This window comes from Hymenobacter agri (assembly GCF_054778495.1).
Map to the genome: position 1 here is coordinate 1 of NZ_BAAGZM010000026.1, position 17616 is coordinate 17616.

The following is a 17616-nucleotide window of genomic DNA, read 5'->3' on the forward strand; positions in this document are numbered from 1 at the left end:
GGCCGGCGCATCCGCGGCGGCCTTGTCGGGAGTGGTTTGGCAGGCCACGGCGGGCAGCAGGGCGGCCGTGAGGGCCACACGGGTGCCCTGGTTCAGAAAAAGACGACGGTTCATCGACACAATAATGGAGTAGGGGAGGAGTGGCCCATTGGCCGGGCCGCAATGATACCGCCTCTAAACCCACCCGCAAGCACATTGTGCGACATAAGATTGTGTCTTCCAATAACAAAAAAGCCAGTCTCCCGAAGGAAACCGGCTTCTGAAAGCTACTGGTACTGACTAAGCTATTGATAGCAAAGCGCTACGCCTGCTGGCCCTTCAGCTTATCCTCGCCGCCGTAAGGCGCGCCGGCTTTGATGTCGCCTTTCAACCCGCCGTGGTCGCCCGAGGTGGGCGCGCCGGTAAGGCCGTCGGTGGGCACTGCGCCGGCTTCGGCCGCGCCGCCATTGGTATCGGTGCCGGTGGCGCCGGTGATTTCGTTGGTTTTGGCCACGTAGCGGCGCTTGGCTTCTTCTTCCGACACGCCCTTGAACTGGTTCCACGAGTCCCACTGGGCCTGCGAGAGGCCGCTGGGGCCGCTGGCTTTGTCGGCGGCATTGGGGTCGACTTCGCCGGGCTGCATGTTCACGTCACCCTCAGTGGCCTGCTTGTAGAGGCCGTAGAGTTCGGTCATGTGCTTGGCGGCCTGGTCGCCGGGCAGGTTGTTTACTTTATCGGCCGCGGCCTGAAATTGTGCGTTGAGGTCCATGGGAATTGGGCTTGAAAAGAAAAGTACGGGAGCAGATGCCGGGCAGGCCGGGCACTCAACCGGAAAATCGTCCCCGAAATCCGATTAATCCGACGAATCCGATAAATCCGCGGTTCAGACAATACCCCGCTGCGGACCTTTAGGTTGCGGGGTCGTACTTTTGCCCGCGACTATGTGTGGAATAACCGGAGTATTTGCCTTTACCGAAACGGGTCGCCAGTCGCTGGCCAACCTGCAGGCGTCGACCGACGCCATCATTCGCCGCGGTCCTGATTCGGAGGGCCACTACGTGTACGACCAGTGCGGGCTGGGTTTCCGCCGCCTTGCCATCCTCGACCTCTCGGCCGACGGCAACCAGCCGATGACCGACGAGTCGGGCCGCTACACCATCGTGTTCAACGGCGAAATCTTCAACTACCGCGAGCTGCGCGAGAAGCTCATCAAGCGCGGCTGTAAGTTTCATTCGCAAACCGATACGGAGGTTATTCTTCAGCTCTATATCACCGAAGGCCGCGGCTTTATCAAGAAGCTCAACGGCTTTTTCGGCTTCGCGATTTACGACAAGGAAGAAAACTCCCTGCTCATCGCCCGCGACCGTTTCGGCGTAAAGCCCCTGCTGATTTACCGCGACGAAGACAAGCTGTTTTTCGCTTCGGAAATGAAGTCGATGATGGCCCTGGGCGTGCCCCGCAAGCTCGATTTCGTGGCCCTGAGCCAGTACCTGCAGCTCAACTACATTCCCGGCCCGGCCAGCATTTTCAAGGGCGTGAAGAAGCTGTTGCCCGGCCACTACCTGTATATCAAGGATAACAAGGTGGTGGGCAAAGCTTGGTACAAGATTCCCTACGACCCCAAGAAGGTCGCCAAAAACAAGCTCAGCTACGAGCAGCAGCAGAAAAAGCTGGTCGAGCTGATGGATGGGGCCGTGCAGCGCCGCCTCGTGGCCGACGTGCCGCTCGGCGCCTTCCTCAGCGGCGGCATCGACTCCAGCGTCATAACGGCGTTGGCGGCCCGCCACACCCCGCACCTCAACACGTTCAGCATCGGTTTCAAAGACGAGCCCTTCTTCGACGAGACCAAGTACGCCAACCTCGTGGCCGAGCGCCACAAGACCAACCACACGGTTTTCTCGCTGACGAACGACGACCTCTACGAGCACATCCACAGCATGCTGGATTACTTGGATGAGCCGTTTGCCGACTCCTCGGCCCTGGCCGTGTACATCCTCAGCCAGCGCACCCGTCAGAAAGTAACCGTGGCCCTGAGCGGCGACGGCGCCGACGAGATGTTTGGCGGCTACAACAAGCACATGGGCGAGTTTAAGGTGCGCCAGGGCGGCGTGGCGGCCGAGGCCGTAACGGCCCTGGGCTTCGTGTGGGACGCGCTGCCCAAGTCGCGCAACGGCTTCTTCGGCAACCGCATCCGCCAGCTCCAGCGCTTCTCGCGCGGCATGACGGCCGGCGTGAAAGACCGGTACTGGGACTGGGCCAGCTTCGCCTCGGCCGCCGATGCCAGCAGCCTGCTTAGCGCCGAAAGCCGCCGTAAGGTGGGCAAGAAAGCCGCCGCCAAGCGCCGCAAGGACATTCTGGAAAACCTGCATTCCGACGGCGACCTCAATGAGGTGCTGCTCACGGATATGAAGCTGGTGCTGCCCTACGACATGCTCACCAAGGTCGATTTGATGAGCATGGCCAACTCGCTGGAAGTGCGCACGCCTTTCCTCGACTACAAGGTGGTGAATTTCGCCTTCTCGCTGCCCGTGAGCAGCAAGGTCGATGCCACCATGAAAAAGCGCATCGTGCAGGACGCCTTCCGCTCCGAGCTGCCCGCCGAGCTCTACGACCGCCCCAAGCACGGCTTCGAAGTGCCGCTGCTGAAGTGGATGCGCGGCGAACTGCGCAGCCTCATCGAAAACGACCTGCTGCGCGATGAGTTCATCGAAGCCCAGGGTATTTTCGACGTTGATGCCATTCGGGCGCTCAAAACCCAATTGTTTTCGCGCAGCCCCGGCGACGTGCACGCCCGCATCTGGGGCCTCATCGTGTTCCAGACCTGGTGGAAGCAGTATATGGCCGGCGAGGCCCGGCCCAACATCAAAGCTGATTCCGGGCTGGCGCGCTAGGCAGTTGGTTTCCTTTCAGAATTATTCTTTCGCAATTCCATTCGCATGAAAATCGCAGTAGTAGGCACCGGCTACGTCGGTCTGGTAACGGGTACGTGCTTCGCCGAAGTAGGCATCGACGTCACGTGCATCGACATCGACCAGAAAAAGATTGACAATCTGCACAAAGGCATTTTGCCGATTTACGAGCCCGGCCTCGAAGAAATGGTGACCCGCAACGTGGAGAAAGGCCGCCTGCACTTCTCTACCAACCTGGGCGAAGCCATTAAGGGCTGCGACGTGGCCTTTATCGCGGTGGGCACGCCTCCCGGCGAAGACGGCTCGGCCGACCTGAAATACGTGCTGGCCGTGGCCCGCGGCATTGGCGAGCACATGAGCAGCTACGGCGTGATTGTGACCAAGAGCACCGTGCCCGTGGGCACGGCCGCCAAGGTGCGCGCCGAGATTGAAAAAGCCCTAGCTAAGCGCGGCGAAACCATTGACTTCGACGTGGCTTCGAACCCCGAATTCCTGAAGGAAGGTGCCGCCATCGACGACTTCCTCAAGCCCGACCGCATTGTGGTGGGCATTTCGTCGGAGCGTGCCGAGGAGGTGATGACCAAACTCTACAAGCCCTTCCTGCTGAACGGCCACCCGATTATCTTCATGGATATCCCGTCGGCCGAAATGACGAAATATGCGGCCAACTCCATGCTGGCCACCAAAATCAGCTTCATGAACGACATCGCCAACCTGTGTGAAATCATGGGGGCCGATGTGAACATGGTGCGCCGCGGCATTGGCTCCGATGCCCGCATCGGCACCAAGTTCATTTACCCCGGCATTGGCTACGGCGGCTCCTGCTTCCCAAAAGACGTGAAGGCCCTCATCAAAACCGCCCAGGAAAACGGCTACAACATGCAGGTGCTGAAGGCGGTGGAGAGCGTGAACGACGACCAGAAGTCGGTGCTTTTCAACAAGGTGAGCAAGCACTTCGGCGGCAACCTGAAAGGCCTGAAAGTCGCCCTCTGGGGCCTGTCGTTCAAGCCGAAAACCGACGACATGCGCGAGGCGCCCTCACTGGTTATCATCGAGAAGCTGCTGGCCGCCGGCTGCACCGTGACGGCCTACGACCCCGTGGCCATGAAGGAAGCCGAGCACACGCTGGGCAGCACCATCACCTACGCCAAAGACGAGTTCGACGCCCTGATTGACGCCGACGCCTTGCTCGTAGTGACGGAATGGCCCGAATTCCGGGTGCCCAACTTCGCCGTGGTGAGCCGCCTGATGAAGCAGAAAGTCATTTTCGACGGTCGCAACATCTACGACGCCAAGGAACTGAACGAGCTGGGCTTCGCCTACCACTGCATCGGCATCAAAACCGACCACCAGGAGCCCGCTTAATTTTTGAATTAATAAAGGCGGTCATGCTTCGATTAGCTCAGCATGACATTCTAATAAAGCATTATGACCAATACTTCCGACGATAAAAAACGCGTCCTCATTACCGGCGGAGCCGGTTTTCTGGGCTCGCACCTCTGCGACCGGTTTCTGAAAGAGGGCTACCACGTGATTGCGATGGACAACCTGATTACGGGTTCGCTCCAGAACATTGAGCACCTGTTTGGCCGGCCCGACTTTGAGTTTCACCAGGCCGACGTGAGCAAGTTTGTGTTCGTGCCCGGCAAACTCGACTACATCCTGCACTTCGCCTCGCCGGCCTCGCCGATTGACTACCTCAAAATTCCGATTCAGACCCTGAAGGTGGGCTCGCTCGGCACGCACAACCTGCTGGGCCTGGCCCGCGTGAAAGGGGCCCGCATGCTCATTGCCAGCACTTCGGAAGTGTACGGCGACCCCGAAATTCACCCGCAGGTGGAGGAGTACTTTGGCAACGTGAACCCCGTGGGCCCGCGCGGCTGCTACGACGAAGCCAAGCGCTTCCAGGAGGCCATCACGATGGCCTACCACAACCACCACGGCCTGGAAACGCGCATCATTCGCATTTTCAACACCTACGGCCCGCGCATGCGCCTCGACGACGGCCGTGTGCTGCCGGCATTCCTGTCGCAGGCTCTGCGCGGCGAGAACCTGACCGTGTTCGGTGACGGCTCGCAGACCCGCTCGTTCTGCTACGTCGACGACCTCGTGGAAGGCATTTACCGCCTGCTGCTGAGTGATTACCACCTGCCGGTGAACATCGGCAACCCGTCGGAAATCACCATCAAGGAGTTCGGCGAAGAAATCGCGCGCCTCACTGGCGTCGAGTTCAAGCCCACCTACCAGGCGCTGCCCGAAAACGACCCCATGAAGCGCCGGCCCGACATCAGCAAGGCCAAGGAAATCCTGGGCTGGGAGCCCAAGGTGGACCGCGCCGAAGGCCTGCGCCGCACGCTGGAGTATTTCAAAGAACACGTGAAATAGAACGTACATGGCCCAATATCCGGCTCCGCACCTGATTCAGTTCCCGAAGCTGGGCGCACCGGATATTGGGTACATTTCGGTTTCCGACCCCCAACAAAACCCGCTTCCCTTTGCAGTGGAGCGGGTTTTTTGGACGTATTACACCCCCGAAAGCATTGTGCGCGGCCGGCATGCGCACCACCGCACCGAACAGGTGCTGGTGGCCGTAGCCGGCCGCCTCACAGTCGTAACCGAGCTGGCCACGGGCGAGCTACAGACCTTTCGGCTGGAGCAGCCCAACGAGGGCTTGTACATTCCGCCCAACGCCTGGCACACCATTCAGCATTCACACACGGCAGTGCAGTTAGTATTGGCTTCCAGCGTTTTCGACGAAGCCGACTACATCCGCGACTACGACGAGTTTAAGCAGCAATGGACTCCGCAGAGCTGAGCCCGCTAGTGGCTGCGCGCGCGGAAGCGCTGGCTTTTTACTCGCCCTACTATTTTTTGCGGCAGTTTGCCCAGCAAGACCAGCAGCGCCTGTTCGGAACCGGGCTAGCCGCCGCCTGGCTGCAGCAGGGTGGTGCCGAATACCTGCCGGCAGGGGAGGTAACATGGCTGCTACGCCAGCTGGCCTGGGATTCGGACTGGTTCGAAGCACCCGTTTATCGTTTATTCACCGGGTTGTTTGATGCTACGACCACCAGCGCCGCGCTGGTGCCGGCCGCTCAGGTGTTGCGCCAGCAGCTGGCAGCCCGTCATGGGCGCTTCTACTGTTTTGCGCAGGTACCGGCCGAAGATATCAGCCTGCTACAAGGGCTGACCGGCGCCGGCTGGCGGCTGGTAGAAACCCGATTGACCTATTACCACGACCAGCTGGCCAGTTTTGAGCACGCGTGGCCGGCCGTTCGGCTGGCGGCGCCGGCCGAGGCCGCGAAGCTAGGCCGCGTGGCTGCCTCGGCCCGCAATCCGTACGACCGGTTTCATGCCGACCCGTGGTACGGGCCCGCGCAGGCCGATGCCTACCTGGCCCGCTACGCCGAAAATACCCTCACTGGCCCGCAACTGGCCGCGGCGGTGTTGGTTCCCGACGTGCCGCCGGCCTTGGTCGATGCCTTTCTGGCCATAAGCGATTTGTTGCCTGATTCGGCAGCGCTGGGCCAGCCGCTTTCGCGGGTGCTGCTCACGGCCGTGGGAGAAAGCCAACGGGGCTGGCACGCCCGCCTAGTGGCGGCTACGCTGCTTCGGGCCCGCGACTTGCAGCACGCTGCCGTGCTGATGACGACGCAGGCCACCAACCGCGCGGTACTGCGCAACGCCGAGAAGCTGGGCTTTCGCCTCGGTGCCACTACGCACGTACTGGCGTGCCACGGCGGTTAACTTTGCCGCATGCAGCTGCCATTTCTGTCGTTGGAGCCCCAGCACGCGCCATTGCGCGCCGCGCTGACCGCCGCTTTCGCCCGCGTGCACGATTCGTACTGGTACGTGCTGGGTGAAGAGCTGCGGCAGTTTGAGCAGGAATACGCCGCCTGGAACGAAATGCCCTACGCAGTAGGCGTGGCCAATGGCCTCGATGCGCTGGTATTGGCCCTGCGTGCGCTGAACGTGGGGCCCGGCGACGAGGTCATCGTGCCCTCCAACACCTACATCGCCACCTGGCTGGCCGCAACGCAGGTGGGGGCCACGCTGGTCCCTGTCGAGCCCGACCCGGCTACCAGCAATATCGACCCGGCGGCCATTGCGGCCGCTATCACCCCACGCACCCGGGCCATTCTGCCGGTGCATTTGTACGGCCAGGCCTGCCGCATGCCGGAAATAATGGCCTTGGCCACGCAGCACGGGCTACACGTCGTCGAGGATAACGCCCAGGCGCACGGCGCTACGTTCGACGGGCAGCCCACGGGCAGCTTTGGCCACGCGAATGCCACCAGCTTTTATCCGGGCAAAAACCTGGGTGCGCTTGGCGATGCCGGCGCCATTACGACGGCCAGCGAAGAAGTAGCGCGCCGGGTGCGCGTATTGCGCAACTACGGCTCGGCGCAGAAATACCACAACGAGGAAATTGGCTGCAATTCGCGCCTCGACGAGTTGCAAGCGGCCCTGCTCCGGGTAAAGCTTCCGCACCTGGCCGACTGGACGGCCCAGCGTCGGCAGCTCGCCGCCTGGTACGACCAGCACTTGGCCGATATTCCGAACCTGTGCCTGCCGCATATCGCCCCCGGCGCCAGCCACGTGTACCACCTGTACGTGGTGCACCATCCGCAGCGCGATGCGTTGCAGCAACACCTGGCGCAGTGCGGCATTGGTACGCTCGTCCATTATCCCATTCCGCCTCATCGCCAGCCGGCCTACCAGCACCTGCACATGCCCGCCGGCCATTTTCCCATTGCCGAGCGGCTGGCTGCCACCTGCCTGAGCCTGCCCTTGTGGCCCGGCATGAGCCAGCACCAGATAATGGCCGTGGCGGCTGCCATTCGCGCCTTTCGGGCTTAATATTGCTGCTATGCCCAAGCTCTCCGTCATTATTCCCTGCTACTACAACGAAGCCAATATTCCCGTTACCGTGGCTGAGTTGGTTGCCAACGAGGCGCGGTTTCCGGCCGGGGTCGAGGTGGAGTACGTGTGCGTGAACGATGGCTCGGGCGATGACACGCTGGGCGCGCTGCGCCGGGCGCAGGCCGAGTTTCCCGGCCGAATCCGCATCGTGGATTTAGTAGGCAACGTGGGCTCCTACAATGCGATTGTAGCCGGCATGGCCCACGCCACCGGCGACTGCCTGGCCGTCATCACGGCCGATTTGCAAGACCCACCCGAACTGCTGCCCCAGATGTACGCGCACTGGCAGCAGGGTTTCAAGCTGGTTATCGGCAACCGTCAGAACCGGGAAGAAACGGGCTTTGCCGTGTTGCTGGCGCAGTTTTTTCATTGGCTGATGCGGAAGCTGGCGCTCCGAAATATTCCGCCCGGCGGCTTCGATTTTGTGTTCTTCGACCGCCAGGTAGCCACCGAAGTGCTGAAGCTACACGAGCGCAACTCCAATGTGTTCTACCTGATGGTGTGGCTGGGGTTTTCCTATGTTAACATTCCGTACACGCGCCGTCAGCGCGAAATCGGCCACTCTCGCTGGACGCTGAGCAAGAAAGTCAAGCTCTTCATCGATTCGCTGATGGCCTTCTCTTTCGTGCCCATCCGAGCCATTTCCGGGTTGGGGCTGGGGCTGGGCGGCGTAGCGCTGCTTTACGGCCTGTATGTCATACTACTTAAGTTCACGCATCCCGACGAACCGGCCGGCTGGACTACGCTGATGGTCGTGATGCTGGTCGTATCGGCTTTTCAAATGATTGCGCTGGGCGTCATCGGCGAATATGTATGGCGAGGGCTTGACGCTGCCCGCCAGCGGCCGCTCTACGTGGTGCGCGAGGTATTCGAGCAGTAGCCGGCTACTAGCGAGGGGCTATTCTGCAGCCATCGGACATGCGCAGCTACTCAATGACTAATCAGCTTGGTTTGTCGCGCATGCTACTGTCGTTTGCAGGAAGGCAATGCGCTGGTGCAGGGCCGCGATAGCGGCTTTATGGTTTCGCTGATGCAGGGCGGCCCCTGCCTCAGGGGCACAGGTGAGTGGTTTTTCAGCGGGTAGCCGAGTGGCACCAGCCCCATTGGCTGGTGCCACCAAACCATACGCAGCATTTTCGGCCAGCTCGGCGCGGCCCGCTACTGCTTCGCCCCCCAGCGCAGCCGCCAGGGCTAGCCATTCCGGTTGCAGCCTGCCCCGTAATAAGTGCAACCTGGCAGGTGGGCGCGAGGTGGTGCGAAAACGTTTTTCGATGGTGTATTGGGGAAGATGAGTTATATGTAAATAGCACTGCGTTAGTGCTATAGGTATTTGGTGCTCGCTAATGAATGGGTGAACGCCGGGGCGGGCGTACCTTTGCGGCCGCATTTCGACTATCCTTATGGCTGACGTTTCGGCATTTACTCAAACCCCCGGCGCTTCGACGCCGCCCGGCGGCAATCCCATTCCGCTCTTCACCACCTTCGTCAACGCCTCGGCACAGCAGCGCGTGAGCGCCGTGCTGGCCAGCACCTTCCTTAGCGAGGGCAAGCTGGTGAAGGAGTTCGAAAGCCGCCTCAGTGCCGAGCTGGGCATGGTGCATCCGGCGGCCCTCAACAGCGGCACCAGTGCCCTGCACCTGGCCCTCGAAGTGGCTGGCGTGGGCCCCGGCGACGAAGTCATTCTCTCGCCCCAAACGTTTATCGCCTCGGCCCTGACCGTGGTGCAGGTAGGCGCCAAGCCGGTTTTTGCCGACATTCAGTATGCCAACGGCAACATTGACCCGGCCGACATCGAGCACCGCATCACGCCGCGCACCAAGGCCATCATGGCCGTGCACTGGGGCGGCTACCCCTGCGACATGGCCGAGATTAAGGCCATTGCCACCAAGCACAACCTGGTGGTGATTGAGGATGCCGCCCACGCGCCGGGTGCTACCTACCAGGGCCAGCCCATTGGCTCAATTTCCGACTACACCTGCTTCTCGTTCCAAGCCATTAAGCACCTTACCACCGGCGATGGCGGCGCTCTCTGCGCCCGCGACCCCGAGAAGGCCCGCGAGGTGTTCCGGCGCCGCTGGTTCGGCATCGACCGTGCCAACTCGCCGGTGAACGAGCTGGGCGAGCGCGACTACGACCTCGTCGATGTCGGCTACAAGTACCACCTCAGCGACTACGCCGCCGCCCTCGGCCTAGCCAATCTTGACGGTTTTGCCGAGCGCATGGTGCAGCGCCGTGCCCGCGTGCAGCAGTACCGCGACGGCCTGCGCGACGTGCCCGGCATCACGCACTTCGTGCACCAGCCCGACCGCGAAAGCGCCCACTGGTTGTTCGGCTTCCACGTCGAGAACCGCCTGGAGTTCATCCGCGCTGTGCGCGGCAAGGGCGTGGCGGCATCGGTGGTGCACGACGGCATCGACCACAACACCTTGTTTGGCGGCCGCCGCATGGAACTCACCAACCAGCGCCGCTTCGACGCCACCCAGATTCACATTCCCCTGCACGATGACCTGAGCGCCGAACAAGCCGCTTACGTGGTCGATGTTATCAAGCAAGGCTGGTAATTCCGATATGAAAGTAGTATTGTTTGGAGCCCGTGGCTTCGCCGGCCGCAACGTGGCCAATGTATTGCGTCAGCACGGCGTCGAGCCGATTGAAGCTTCGCTGAGCACCGGCCTCGACCTGCGCGACCCGGCTGCTGCCACCGCCTTCCTAGCCGAGCACCAGCCCGATTTCGTGGTGAACTGCGCCGCCCACGTGGGCAGCCTGAACTACGTGACCGAGAAGGCTGCCACCGTGGTAGCCGACAACTCGCGCATGATTCTGGGCATGTACGAGGGCGTGGCCAATGCCTGCCCGCAGGCACTGGTTATCAACCCCATCGCCAACTGCGCCTACCCGGCTGCAGCCGACATCTTCCGCGAAGATGAGTGGTGGAACGGCCACCTGCACCGCTCGGTGCTGAGCTACGGCACCAGCCGCCGCCTGCTGTGGGCCGCGGCCGAGTGCTTCGAACTGCAGTACGGCGTGAAGAGCATTCACCTGCTCACGCCCAACATGTACGGCCCCTACGACTCGACCGACCCCAACAAGGCCCACGCGTTGAACGCGCTGATTTCGAAATTTGTGAAAGCCGAGCATACCAACCAGCCCGAGCTGCCCATTTGGGGCACTGGTGTGGCCATCCGCGAGTGGCTGTACGCCCCCGACTTCGGCCGCATGGTGTGGGAAGTGATTCAGCAGCCCAACCGCCCCGGCCTGCAGGCTCCGCTGAACGTGGCCCAGAACGACGGCCTGAGCGTGAAAGCGCTGGTTGACATCATCCAGTCGAAATTCGACTACAAGGGCAAACTGACCTGGGATACGACCAAGCCCGACGGCGCGCCCAAAAAAGTAATGGACGACACCCGCTTCCGGCAGGTGTTCCCGGAATTCAAATTTACTGATTTCGAAGAAGGCATTGCTGAGACGGTGAAATACTACGAGTCAGTATTCCCTTATTAAGCGAAGCGTTTCCCCTAAAATCTGTGGCAATGGAAGAACCGCAAAACGAAGTGTTAGGCAGCAGTCAGTACGATAAGTCGTTGCTGAAGCAGTGTGGTACGGATGTGTTTATCAGTGCCAACGTTGAAATTCGCCGTCCTCAGCTGGTGTCTGTGGGGGAGCATGTTGCTATCGATAGCGGCTTCTACCTGACTACCCAGGCTGAAATCGGGGACTACATTCACATTGCCCCCTACGTGACCGTGATTGGAGGTGCCAAAGGCTTGCTGCAGATGGCTGATTTCTCCAGTATTGCTGCTGGCTCGCGCATCATTTGCGGCAGCGATGCCCACATGGGCGGCGGGCTGGTGGGGCCTACTATTCCGGCTGAATTTCAGGATGAAATCACTTACGCCCCGGTTGTTTTCGAGCGCTTTGCCAACTTGGGCACAAGCGTGGTCGTGATGCCCGGGGTGACGCTGGCCGAAGGAAGTTTAGTCGGCGCTTGCTCGCTGGTGACCAAGGACACCGAGCCCTGGACCGTGTATGTGGGTATTCCGGCCAAGCCGGTGAAGGTGCGGCCCCGCGAAAAGATGCTGGAATACGCCAAGCGGCTGGGCTACTAGCCAGGCGCACACTTACTTACTCTCTTTAATTTATCACGCGCTAACTCATGTCTGATTACCACATTTCGTACCTGGTGACCACCTACAATAAGCTGCCCTACCTGCAACAGGTGCTGGGCCGGCTGGTGGCCGCGCGCCAGGCCGACGAAGAAATTGTGGTGGCCGATGGGGGCAGTACCGATGGCACCCCCGAGTATCTGCGCGGCTTGTTCGAAGCCGGCCAGATTCAACAGTTCGTATCGGAGCGCGATAAGGGTGAGTCGCACGGCTTCAACAAGTGCATGTTCATGGCGCGCGGTGAGGTGCTCAAGATTATCACCGACGACGACGCGTTCGATTACCCGGCCATTCGGCGCGGCGCGGCCTTCATGCGCGAGCACTCCGACGTGGACGTGCTGATGGGCTACACGGGCCTGCTGGCGCTGGAAAATCTGCACAGCTTGTCGCTGTACGAAGACGTGGCGGCCAACTTTCGCCGCTGGTTCGACAACCAGGAATCGGTATGGATGATTGGCCTGCCCATGCTGGTGCGACGCTCGTCGCTGGCCGTCACGGGCCTGTTCAACACCGGCGTGGTGCAGGTCGACACCGAATTTACGTACCGCATCACCAGTCTGGACCTGACCCTGGCCTGGAGCTCGCAGGTACTGAGCGTGCGCATTGAAAACCCGCAGAGTAATTTTCGAGTAATGGGCCGGCAAACCAGCCAGGACGAAGCCGACCGGATGCGCTATTACTACGATAAACGCATTGGCCACAGCTTTGCCGACTACGTGCGCTACAAATCGGGCTGGCTCGAAGCACTCAAAAAGCCCATTCGCCCCCTGAAACGCTCCCTCTTCGATACGCTGAAAGTGCCGCAGTACCACGAGCACGTGCCTATGCCAACCAACTACGTGCCGGTAGCCGGCGAAACAACGCTGGAGGCCGCTTTTCGCATTGCCGACGAATTTATGACCCGCTACAACGCCGAACATCCGGCCGAGTTTCTCTACAAATCGCGCCAGCTTACCAAGGCGCTCAAAAAGTAACCTAAACCAGGTGGCGTGCTCCGGCCCCGCCTGCAAGATGTATGAAAATAGCCGTATTCGGACACACCGGTTTTTTGGGCAAGAACGTCGTCGACCAGCTTGAGCAGGCCGGGGTGTCCTACGTAGGCGCATCGCGCAGCACCGGCCTCGACCTGCGCGATACGGACGCCACCGCGGCCTTTCTGGCGCGCGAGCAGCCCACCGTCATTCTGCATTGCGCAGCGCACGTGGGCAGCTTCAATTACGTGACTGAAAACGCGGCCGCTGTGCTGCTCGATAATACGCGCATGGCCCTGGCCCTCTACGAAGCAATGGCCCGGGTAGGCTCATCGGCGGTAGTGGTGCACCCGCTGGCCAATTGCGTGTACCCGGCCAGTGCCGAAATGTTCTACGACGAGGCGTGGCAGGATGGGCCGGTGCACCGCACGGTGCTGCCGTTTGCCAGTTCGCGGCGGCTGATGTGGGCGGCCGGCGAAAGCTTCGCCATCAGCCACGGCATTCGCACGGTGTCGTTGCTGGTGCCCAATATGTATGGCCCGCATGACTCGCCCGACCCTAACCAGACGGCCGCGCTGGACGCCCTGATTTCGCGCTTTCTCACTGCCCAGCGCACCGGGCAGGCCGAAGTGGGAGTGTGGGGCACGGGGGCCGCTATCCGGGAATGGATTTTTGCGCCCGACCTGGCCCGCATTATGCTCGACATTGCCCGCGACCCTGCTCGCGCCGGCCTCGATAAGCCGCTGAACGTGGCGCAGAATACCGGCCTGAGCATTCGCGAGCTCGCCGACATCATTCGCCACGCGGTGGGCTATACCGGCGAGGTACGCTACGACCACACCAAGCCCGACGGGGCGCTGAAGAAAGTAATGAACGACCAGCACTTCCGCGAAGTGTTTCCCGATTTCACCTTCACGGAATTTCACCGGGGCATCGCAGATACTATTGCCTATTACCAGCACATTATTTGAGACTTACATTTACGCACTGATGCAGGATTCACCAAAGCGCAATATTGTTTTCATGGGTGGGCGTATTCTGGGCTACCGCTGCCTGGAAGTGCTGGCTCGCTATCGCGAGCATTTCAATGTTCATTTCGTGATGGGCTTGCGCCGCGACGGGGTGGAAGGCTCCGACTGGAACCCGTCGGTATTGGAACAGGCCCGTCGGCTGGGCTTCGAAACCCTCGACGTGCCTTCGCTGAAAGCACCCGAAGTTGTTGCGCTGTTTGCAGAGCGAAATATCGATACCATCCTCAACGTCTTCTGCGACCGCATCGTCCCGAAAGCGCTGGTCGATTTGCCGGGCATGGAAATCATCAATTTCCACTACGGTCATTTGCCGCAGTACCAGGGCCGCTTCGTGGTGACGCACATTCTGCTCAACGACGAAAAGAAAACCTGTGTAACGACTCATTACATTGATGAAGGAGTGGACACGGGCGATATCATCTTCGAAGATTGGCTGCCGGTGCTGCCCACCGATACCGCCCGTACGCTGTACATGCGGTGCGTCGATGCCGGCGTCGTCGCCTTCGAACGCACGCTCGATTATTTCGTCCGGCAGGAACCCTTGCCGCGGCGGCCGCAGGAAGGCACAGGGTCGTACTTCAAATTTGAAGAGCCCAACGGATTGCGGGTAGAGCTGGAATGGCCGCAGGAAAAGATTGAGCGATTCATCCGCGCCACCACGTTCGAGCCGATATCCCAGCCGTGGATACAGATTGGCGACCGCCGCTACGATGTTGTGGCGCAGCCGGCTGCCCCCGCCAACCCGGCCTAACATTTATTACACCTTACTTTCACTGCGATTCCGTGCCCGATTACCGCGTTTCCTACTTAGTAACAACTTACAATAAATTGCCCTACCTGCAGCAGGTGTTGGGGCGGCTGGTGGCGGCGCGGCAACCCGATGAAGAAATCGTGGTGGCCGACGGGGGCAGCACCGATGGCACGCCGGAGTACCTGCGCGGCCTGTTCGAAGCGGGCCAGATTCAGCAGTTTGTGTCCGAGCGCGACAAAGGGGAGTCGCACGGCTTCAACAAGTGCATGGTAATGGCGCGGGGCGAAGTGCTGAAATACATCACCGACGATGATGCCTTCAACTTTCCCATCATTCGGCAGTGCGTCGACTTCATGCTTGAGCACCCCGACGTGGATGTGGTGATGGGCTACAACGCCACCACGCAGGAAGAAGACCTGACGTACGCCCGCGTGAAGGAAGACCCCGCCGTAGATTTTATGCGTTGGTATGAGCACAAAGAGCCTTTCTGGATGATTGGCCTGCCGTTGATTGTGCGTCGCTCGTCCCTGCCGCTCATCGGGCTGTTTTACACGGGCGTGGTGTTTGTCGATTTGGAATACACCTACCGGATTTCGACCGTGAAGGCCAACATTGCGTGGTGCACTGGTTTGCTGAGCATGCACATGGACAACCCCAACGGAAACTTCAACCGCATGCCCGCCGACAAACGCGAAGCCGAGTATGCCCGCGTGCGCGATTTCTTTGTGAAGCCTGCCCGCCGCAGCCCTGTGCAGTTCGTGCGCGACGGCATCGAAGCGGCCAAGCGCCCGCTGCGGCCCATGAAAAGGGCCCTGTTCGACCGGATGGGCTGGGCGCAGTTTCAAAACCCGGAAGTATTCAGCACCGGCTACGTGCCGCGGGCCGGCGAAGACCATCTGGCAGCCTGCTTCCGGGTGTGCGATGAGTTCATGGCCGCTCAGAATGCGGTACGCAAAGTAGAATTCATTTACAAGGCGCAGGCCATCAGCAAAGTATTGAGCCAATAGCCCGGTTGGGCGGCTTCTCTCCGTTTTTTAAATCACTTTATTTCTTTCTTATGAAAGTTGCGCTCATTACCGGTATTACGGGTCAGGATGGTGCTTACCTCACCGAGTTTTTGCTCGAAAAAGGCTACGATGTGCACGGCATCAAACGTCGCTCGTCGTTGTTCAATACCGACCGCATCGACCACCTGATGGCCGACGACCACGGCCGCAAGAACCCGCGCCTGACCAACCACTACGGCGACCTGACCGACTCGACCAACCTGATTCGCATTATTCAGGAGGTGCAGCCCGACGAGATTTATAACCTCGGGGCCATGTCGCACGTGAAAGTTTCGTTCGACTCGCCCGAGTACGTGGCTGACGTGGACGGGGTGGGCACGCTGCGCATTCTGGAAGCCGTGCGTCTGCTGGGCCTCACCAAGAAAACCAAGATTTACCAGGCCAGCACCTCGGAGCTGTACGGGTTGGTGCAGGAAGTGCCGCAGCGCGAAACCACGCCGTTCTACCCCCGCTCGCCTTACGCCGTGGCTAAAATGTATGGCTTCTGGATTACGGTGAACTACCGCGAGGCGTATGGCATGTTTGCCTGCAACGGCATTCTGTTCAACCACGAAAGCCCCCTGCGCGGCGAAACCTTCGTAACCCGCAAGATTACCCGCGGGGTAGCTCAGATTGCCATGGGTATGCGCGATGATATCGCGCTGGGCAACCTCGATGCCAAGCGCGACTGGGGCCACGCCAAAGACTACGTGGAAGCCATGTGGCGCATTCTGCAGCAGGACGAGCCCGAGGATTTTGTGATTGCCACTGGCGTGACTACCACGGTGCGCGATTTTGTGCGGATGGCTTTCGCCGAAGTAGGCATTGAAGTGGCCTTCGATGGCGAAGGGGTAGAGGAAGTGGGCCGCGTAGTGGCCTGCGCCAACCCCGAATACCAGGTTGCCACCGGCACGGTCGTGTGCCGCGTCGACCCGGCGTACTTCCGTCCGACCGAAGTGGAGCTGCTCATCGGCGACCCCACCAAGTGTAAGGAGAAGCTGAACTGGAAGCCGAAGCACGACCTGCCCGCCTTGGTGAAGGACATGATGCGGGCCGACGTGGACCTGTTCAAGCGCGAAGCCTACCTGCTGAAAGGCGGGCACAAGGTTTCGTGGCAGCACGAGCAGCACCAATAAGGTCAGCCCCATTTTGTTGATATAGTTTCCAGCCCCAACCGGCCGGCCAGTAAGCCGGATGGTTGGGGCTCTTATCGAATTAGCTATGGCTACCGCGCCGCTGCCGCGCCCCACCTGGTGGCAACGCACCAAAAAGATTGTTGACCGCACGTTGGGTCGGGCCGGGCAGGCGTTGAGCGCGCCCCCGCGGGCCGAAGAAATCGAAATTGCGCCGGCCCCAACGGCGGCTCGCCTGCCGCAGCCCTACAATGCCGACATGGTGCCGCCCGTGTTTCTGAACGGCTTTGCGGAGATTTTTGCGGAAATTCAGCCCAACTTTCGCCAGGTGGTGTACCGGTTGCGGCAGGCGCAGGTAGCCTGGCACGGCTCGGTGCTGAAAGGGCTCCGGGTGTTCGTGCCGAGCCTGCCGCAGCCGTGGATGGAGATGGAGCTGGCCGGGCTGTTTATGCTCCGCCAGCTGCGCAGCCGGCCGGTGGCCCAGCTGGCGGCCGGACCGGTAGGCCTGGCTTTCGATAGCTGGTCGGGCAATTATTTTCATTGGATTGCGGAAGTGCTGCCCCGGCTGGCACTGCTGCGCAAAGTGCAGCCCGACTGCGTGCTGCTGCTGCCCGGCCCCAAGCCGCCCGAATACGTGTTGAGTACGGTGGCCGCGCTGGGCTTCCGGCGTACCTACGTGCTGGCCCCCGGCGAGCTGGCGCCCGTGGCCGACC

At 60.7% G+C, this 17616-nt stretch carries 17 protein-coding genes; 16 read left to right on the plus strand and 1 reads right to left on the minus strand.

All coding sequences use genetic code 11. The features are described 5' to 3' along the window. Positions 1-301: 301 nt before the first annotated feature. Entirely contained in the window at positions 302-748 is a 447-nt protein-coding gene (locus tag ACYVDE_RS02975) for an acyl-CoA-binding protein (protein WP_460499995.1), read from the minus strand. Positions 749-920: 172 nt separating this feature from the next. Between ACYVDE_RS02975 and asnB the strand changes: the two genes are divergently transcribed. The 16 genes from asnB to ACYVDE_RS03055 form a co-directional block, all read left to right on the plus strand. Continuing rightward, positions 921-2870 carry an asparagine synthetase B family protein gene (asnB, locus tag ACYVDE_RS02980; RefSeq protein ID WP_460499996.1) on the plus strand — a complete coding sequence of 650 codons (1950 nt, stop codon included), beginning with the start codon at positions 921-923 and terminating at the stop codon, positions 2868-2870. Between the two features lie 45 nt (positions 2871-2915). Beyond that, positions 2916-4253: a UDP-glucose dehydrogenase family protein gene (locus ACYVDE_RS02985; RefSeq protein WP_460499997.1), complete on the plus strand. Its 1338-nt coding sequence runs from the start codon at positions 2916-2918 to the stop codon at positions 4251-4253. A 63-nt stretch (positions 4254-4316) separates the two neighbouring features. Then, positions 4317-5273, plus strand: coding sequence for a UDP-glucuronic acid decarboxylase family protein (locus tag ACYVDE_RS02990; RefSeq protein ID WP_460499998.1), 957 nt, complete (start codon positions 4317-4319; stop codon positions 5271-5273). 7 nt (positions 5274-5280) lie between these two features. Then, the gene (locus ACYVDE_RS02995; RefSeq protein ID WP_460499999.1) at positions 5281-5703 is read left to right on the plus strand and encodes a sugar 3,4-ketoisomerase; all 423 of its coding nucleotides are present in this window, start codon (positions 5281-5283) and stop codon (positions 5701-5703) included. A gap of 8 nt (positions 5704-5711) precedes the next feature. Further along, a complete protein-coding gene (locus ACYVDE_RS03000) occupies positions 5712-6632 on the plus strand; it encodes a GNAT family protein (protein ID WP_460500000.1) in 921 nt (306 codons plus the stop codon). A 9-nt stretch (positions 6633-6641) separates the two neighbouring features. Continuing rightward, entirely contained in the window at positions 6642-7745 is a 1104-nt protein-coding gene (locus ACYVDE_RS03005) for a DegT/DnrJ/EryC1/StrS family aminotransferase (RefSeq protein ID WP_460500001.1), read from the plus strand. 10 nt (positions 7746-7755) lie between these two features. Continuing rightward, a complete protein-coding gene (locus ACYVDE_RS03010; RefSeq protein ID WP_460500002.1) occupies positions 7756-8688 on the plus strand; it encodes a glycosyltransferase family 2 protein in 933 nt (310 codons plus the stop codon). Between the two features lie 520 nt (positions 8689-9208). Beyond that, entirely contained in the window at positions 9209-10369 is a 1161-nt protein-coding gene (locus ACYVDE_RS03015; RefSeq protein WP_460500003.1) for a DegT/DnrJ/EryC1/StrS family aminotransferase, read from the plus strand. Positions 10370-10376: 7 nt separating this feature from the next. Continuing rightward, the gene (locus ACYVDE_RS03020; RefSeq protein WP_460500004.1) at positions 10377-11309 is read left to right on the plus strand and encodes a Rossmann-fold NAD(P)-binding domain-containing protein; all 933 of its coding nucleotides are present in this window, start codon (positions 10377-10379) and stop codon (positions 11307-11309) included. A 29-nt stretch (positions 11310-11338) separates the two neighbouring features. Next, a complete protein-coding gene (locus ACYVDE_RS03025) occupies positions 11339-11914 on the plus strand; it encodes an acyltransferase (protein WP_460500005.1) in 576 nt (191 codons plus the stop codon). A 47-nt stretch (positions 11915-11961) separates the two neighbouring features. Then, a complete protein-coding gene (locus tag ACYVDE_RS03030) occupies positions 11962-12945 on the plus strand; it encodes a glycosyltransferase family A protein (protein ID WP_460500006.1) in 984 nt (327 codons plus the stop codon). A gap of 41 nt (positions 12946-12986) precedes the next feature. After that, the gene (locus ACYVDE_RS03035) at positions 12987-13913 is read left to right on the plus strand and encodes a Rossmann-fold NAD(P)-binding domain-containing protein (RefSeq protein ID WP_460500007.1); all 927 of its coding nucleotides are present in this window, start codon (positions 12987-12989) and stop codon (positions 13911-13913) included. A 19-nt stretch (positions 13914-13932) separates the two neighbouring features. Further along, positions 13933-14724, plus strand: coding sequence for a methionyl-tRNA formyltransferase (locus ACYVDE_RS03040; protein WP_460500008.1), 792 nt, complete (start codon positions 13933-13935; stop codon positions 14722-14724). Positions 14725-14756: 32 nt separating this feature from the next. Then, positions 14757-15731 carry a glycosyltransferase family A protein gene (locus ACYVDE_RS03045; protein WP_460500009.1) on the plus strand — a complete coding sequence of 325 codons (975 nt, stop codon included), beginning with the start codon at positions 14757-14759 and terminating at the stop codon, positions 15729-15731. A gap of 50 nt (positions 15732-15781) precedes the next feature. Beyond that, positions 15782-16906: a GDP-mannose 4,6-dehydratase gene (gene gmd, locus ACYVDE_RS03050; protein WP_460500010.1), complete on the plus strand. Its 1125-nt coding sequence runs from the start codon at positions 15782-15784 to the stop codon at positions 16904-16906. Positions 16907-16991: 85 nt separating this feature from the next. Then, positions 16992-17616 (plus strand): hypothetical protein (locus tag ACYVDE_RS03055; protein ID WP_460500011.1); only part of this gene is annotated, 625 nt, incomplete at its 3' end.

Coding starts and splice junctions, on each gene's coding strand:
- ACYVDE_RS03010 (WP_460500002.1), top strand. CDS start 7,756: ATGCCCAAGCTCTCCGTCATTATTCCCTGCTACTACAACGAAGCCAAT.
- ACYVDE_RS03020 (WP_460500004.1), top strand. CDS start 10,377: ATGAAAGTAGTATTGTTTGGAGCCCGTGGCTTCGCCGGCCGCAACGTG.
- ACYVDE_RS03015 (WP_460500003.1), top strand. CDS start 9,209: ATGGCTGACGTTTCGGCATTTACTCAAACCCCCGGCGCTTCGACGCCG.
- gmd (WP_460500010.1), top strand. CDS start 15,782: ATGAAAGTTGCGCTCATTACCGGTATTACGGGTCAGGATGGTGCTTAC.
- ACYVDE_RS03005 (WP_460500001.1), top strand. CDS start 6,642: ATGCAGCTGCCATTTCTGTCGTTGGAGCCCCAGCACGCGCCATTGCGC.
- ACYVDE_RS03025 (WP_460500005.1), top strand. CDS start 11,339: ATGGAAGAACCGCAAAACGAAGTGTTAGGCAGCAGTCAGTACGATAAG.
- ACYVDE_RS02975 (WP_460499995.1), bottom strand. CDS start 748: ATGGACCTCAACGCACAATTTCAGGCCGCGGCCGATAAAGTAAACAAC.
- ACYVDE_RS03030 (WP_460500006.1), top strand. CDS start 11,962: ATGTCTGATTACCACATTTCGTACCTGGTGACCACCTACAATAAGCTG.
- ACYVDE_RS02985 (WP_460499997.1), top strand. CDS start 2,916: ATGAAAATCGCAGTAGTAGGCACCGGCTACGTCGGTCTGGTAACGGGT.
- asnB (WP_460499996.1), top strand. CDS start 921: ATGTGTGGAATAACCGGAGTATTTGCCTTTACCGAAACGGGTCGCCAG.
- ACYVDE_RS03035 (WP_460500007.1), top strand. CDS start 12,987: ATGAAAATAGCCGTATTCGGACACACCGGTTTTTTGGGCAAGAACGTC.
- ACYVDE_RS02990 (WP_460499998.1), top strand. CDS start 4,317: ATGACCAATACTTCCGACGATAAAAAACGCGTCCTCATTACCGGCGGA.
- ACYVDE_RS03040 (WP_460500008.1), top strand. CDS start 13,933: ATGCAGGATTCACCAAAGCGCAATATTGTTTTCATGGGTGGGCGTATT.
- ACYVDE_RS02995 (WP_460499999.1), top strand. CDS start 5,281: ATGGCCCAATATCCGGCTCCGCACCTGATTCAGTTCCCGAAGCTGGGC.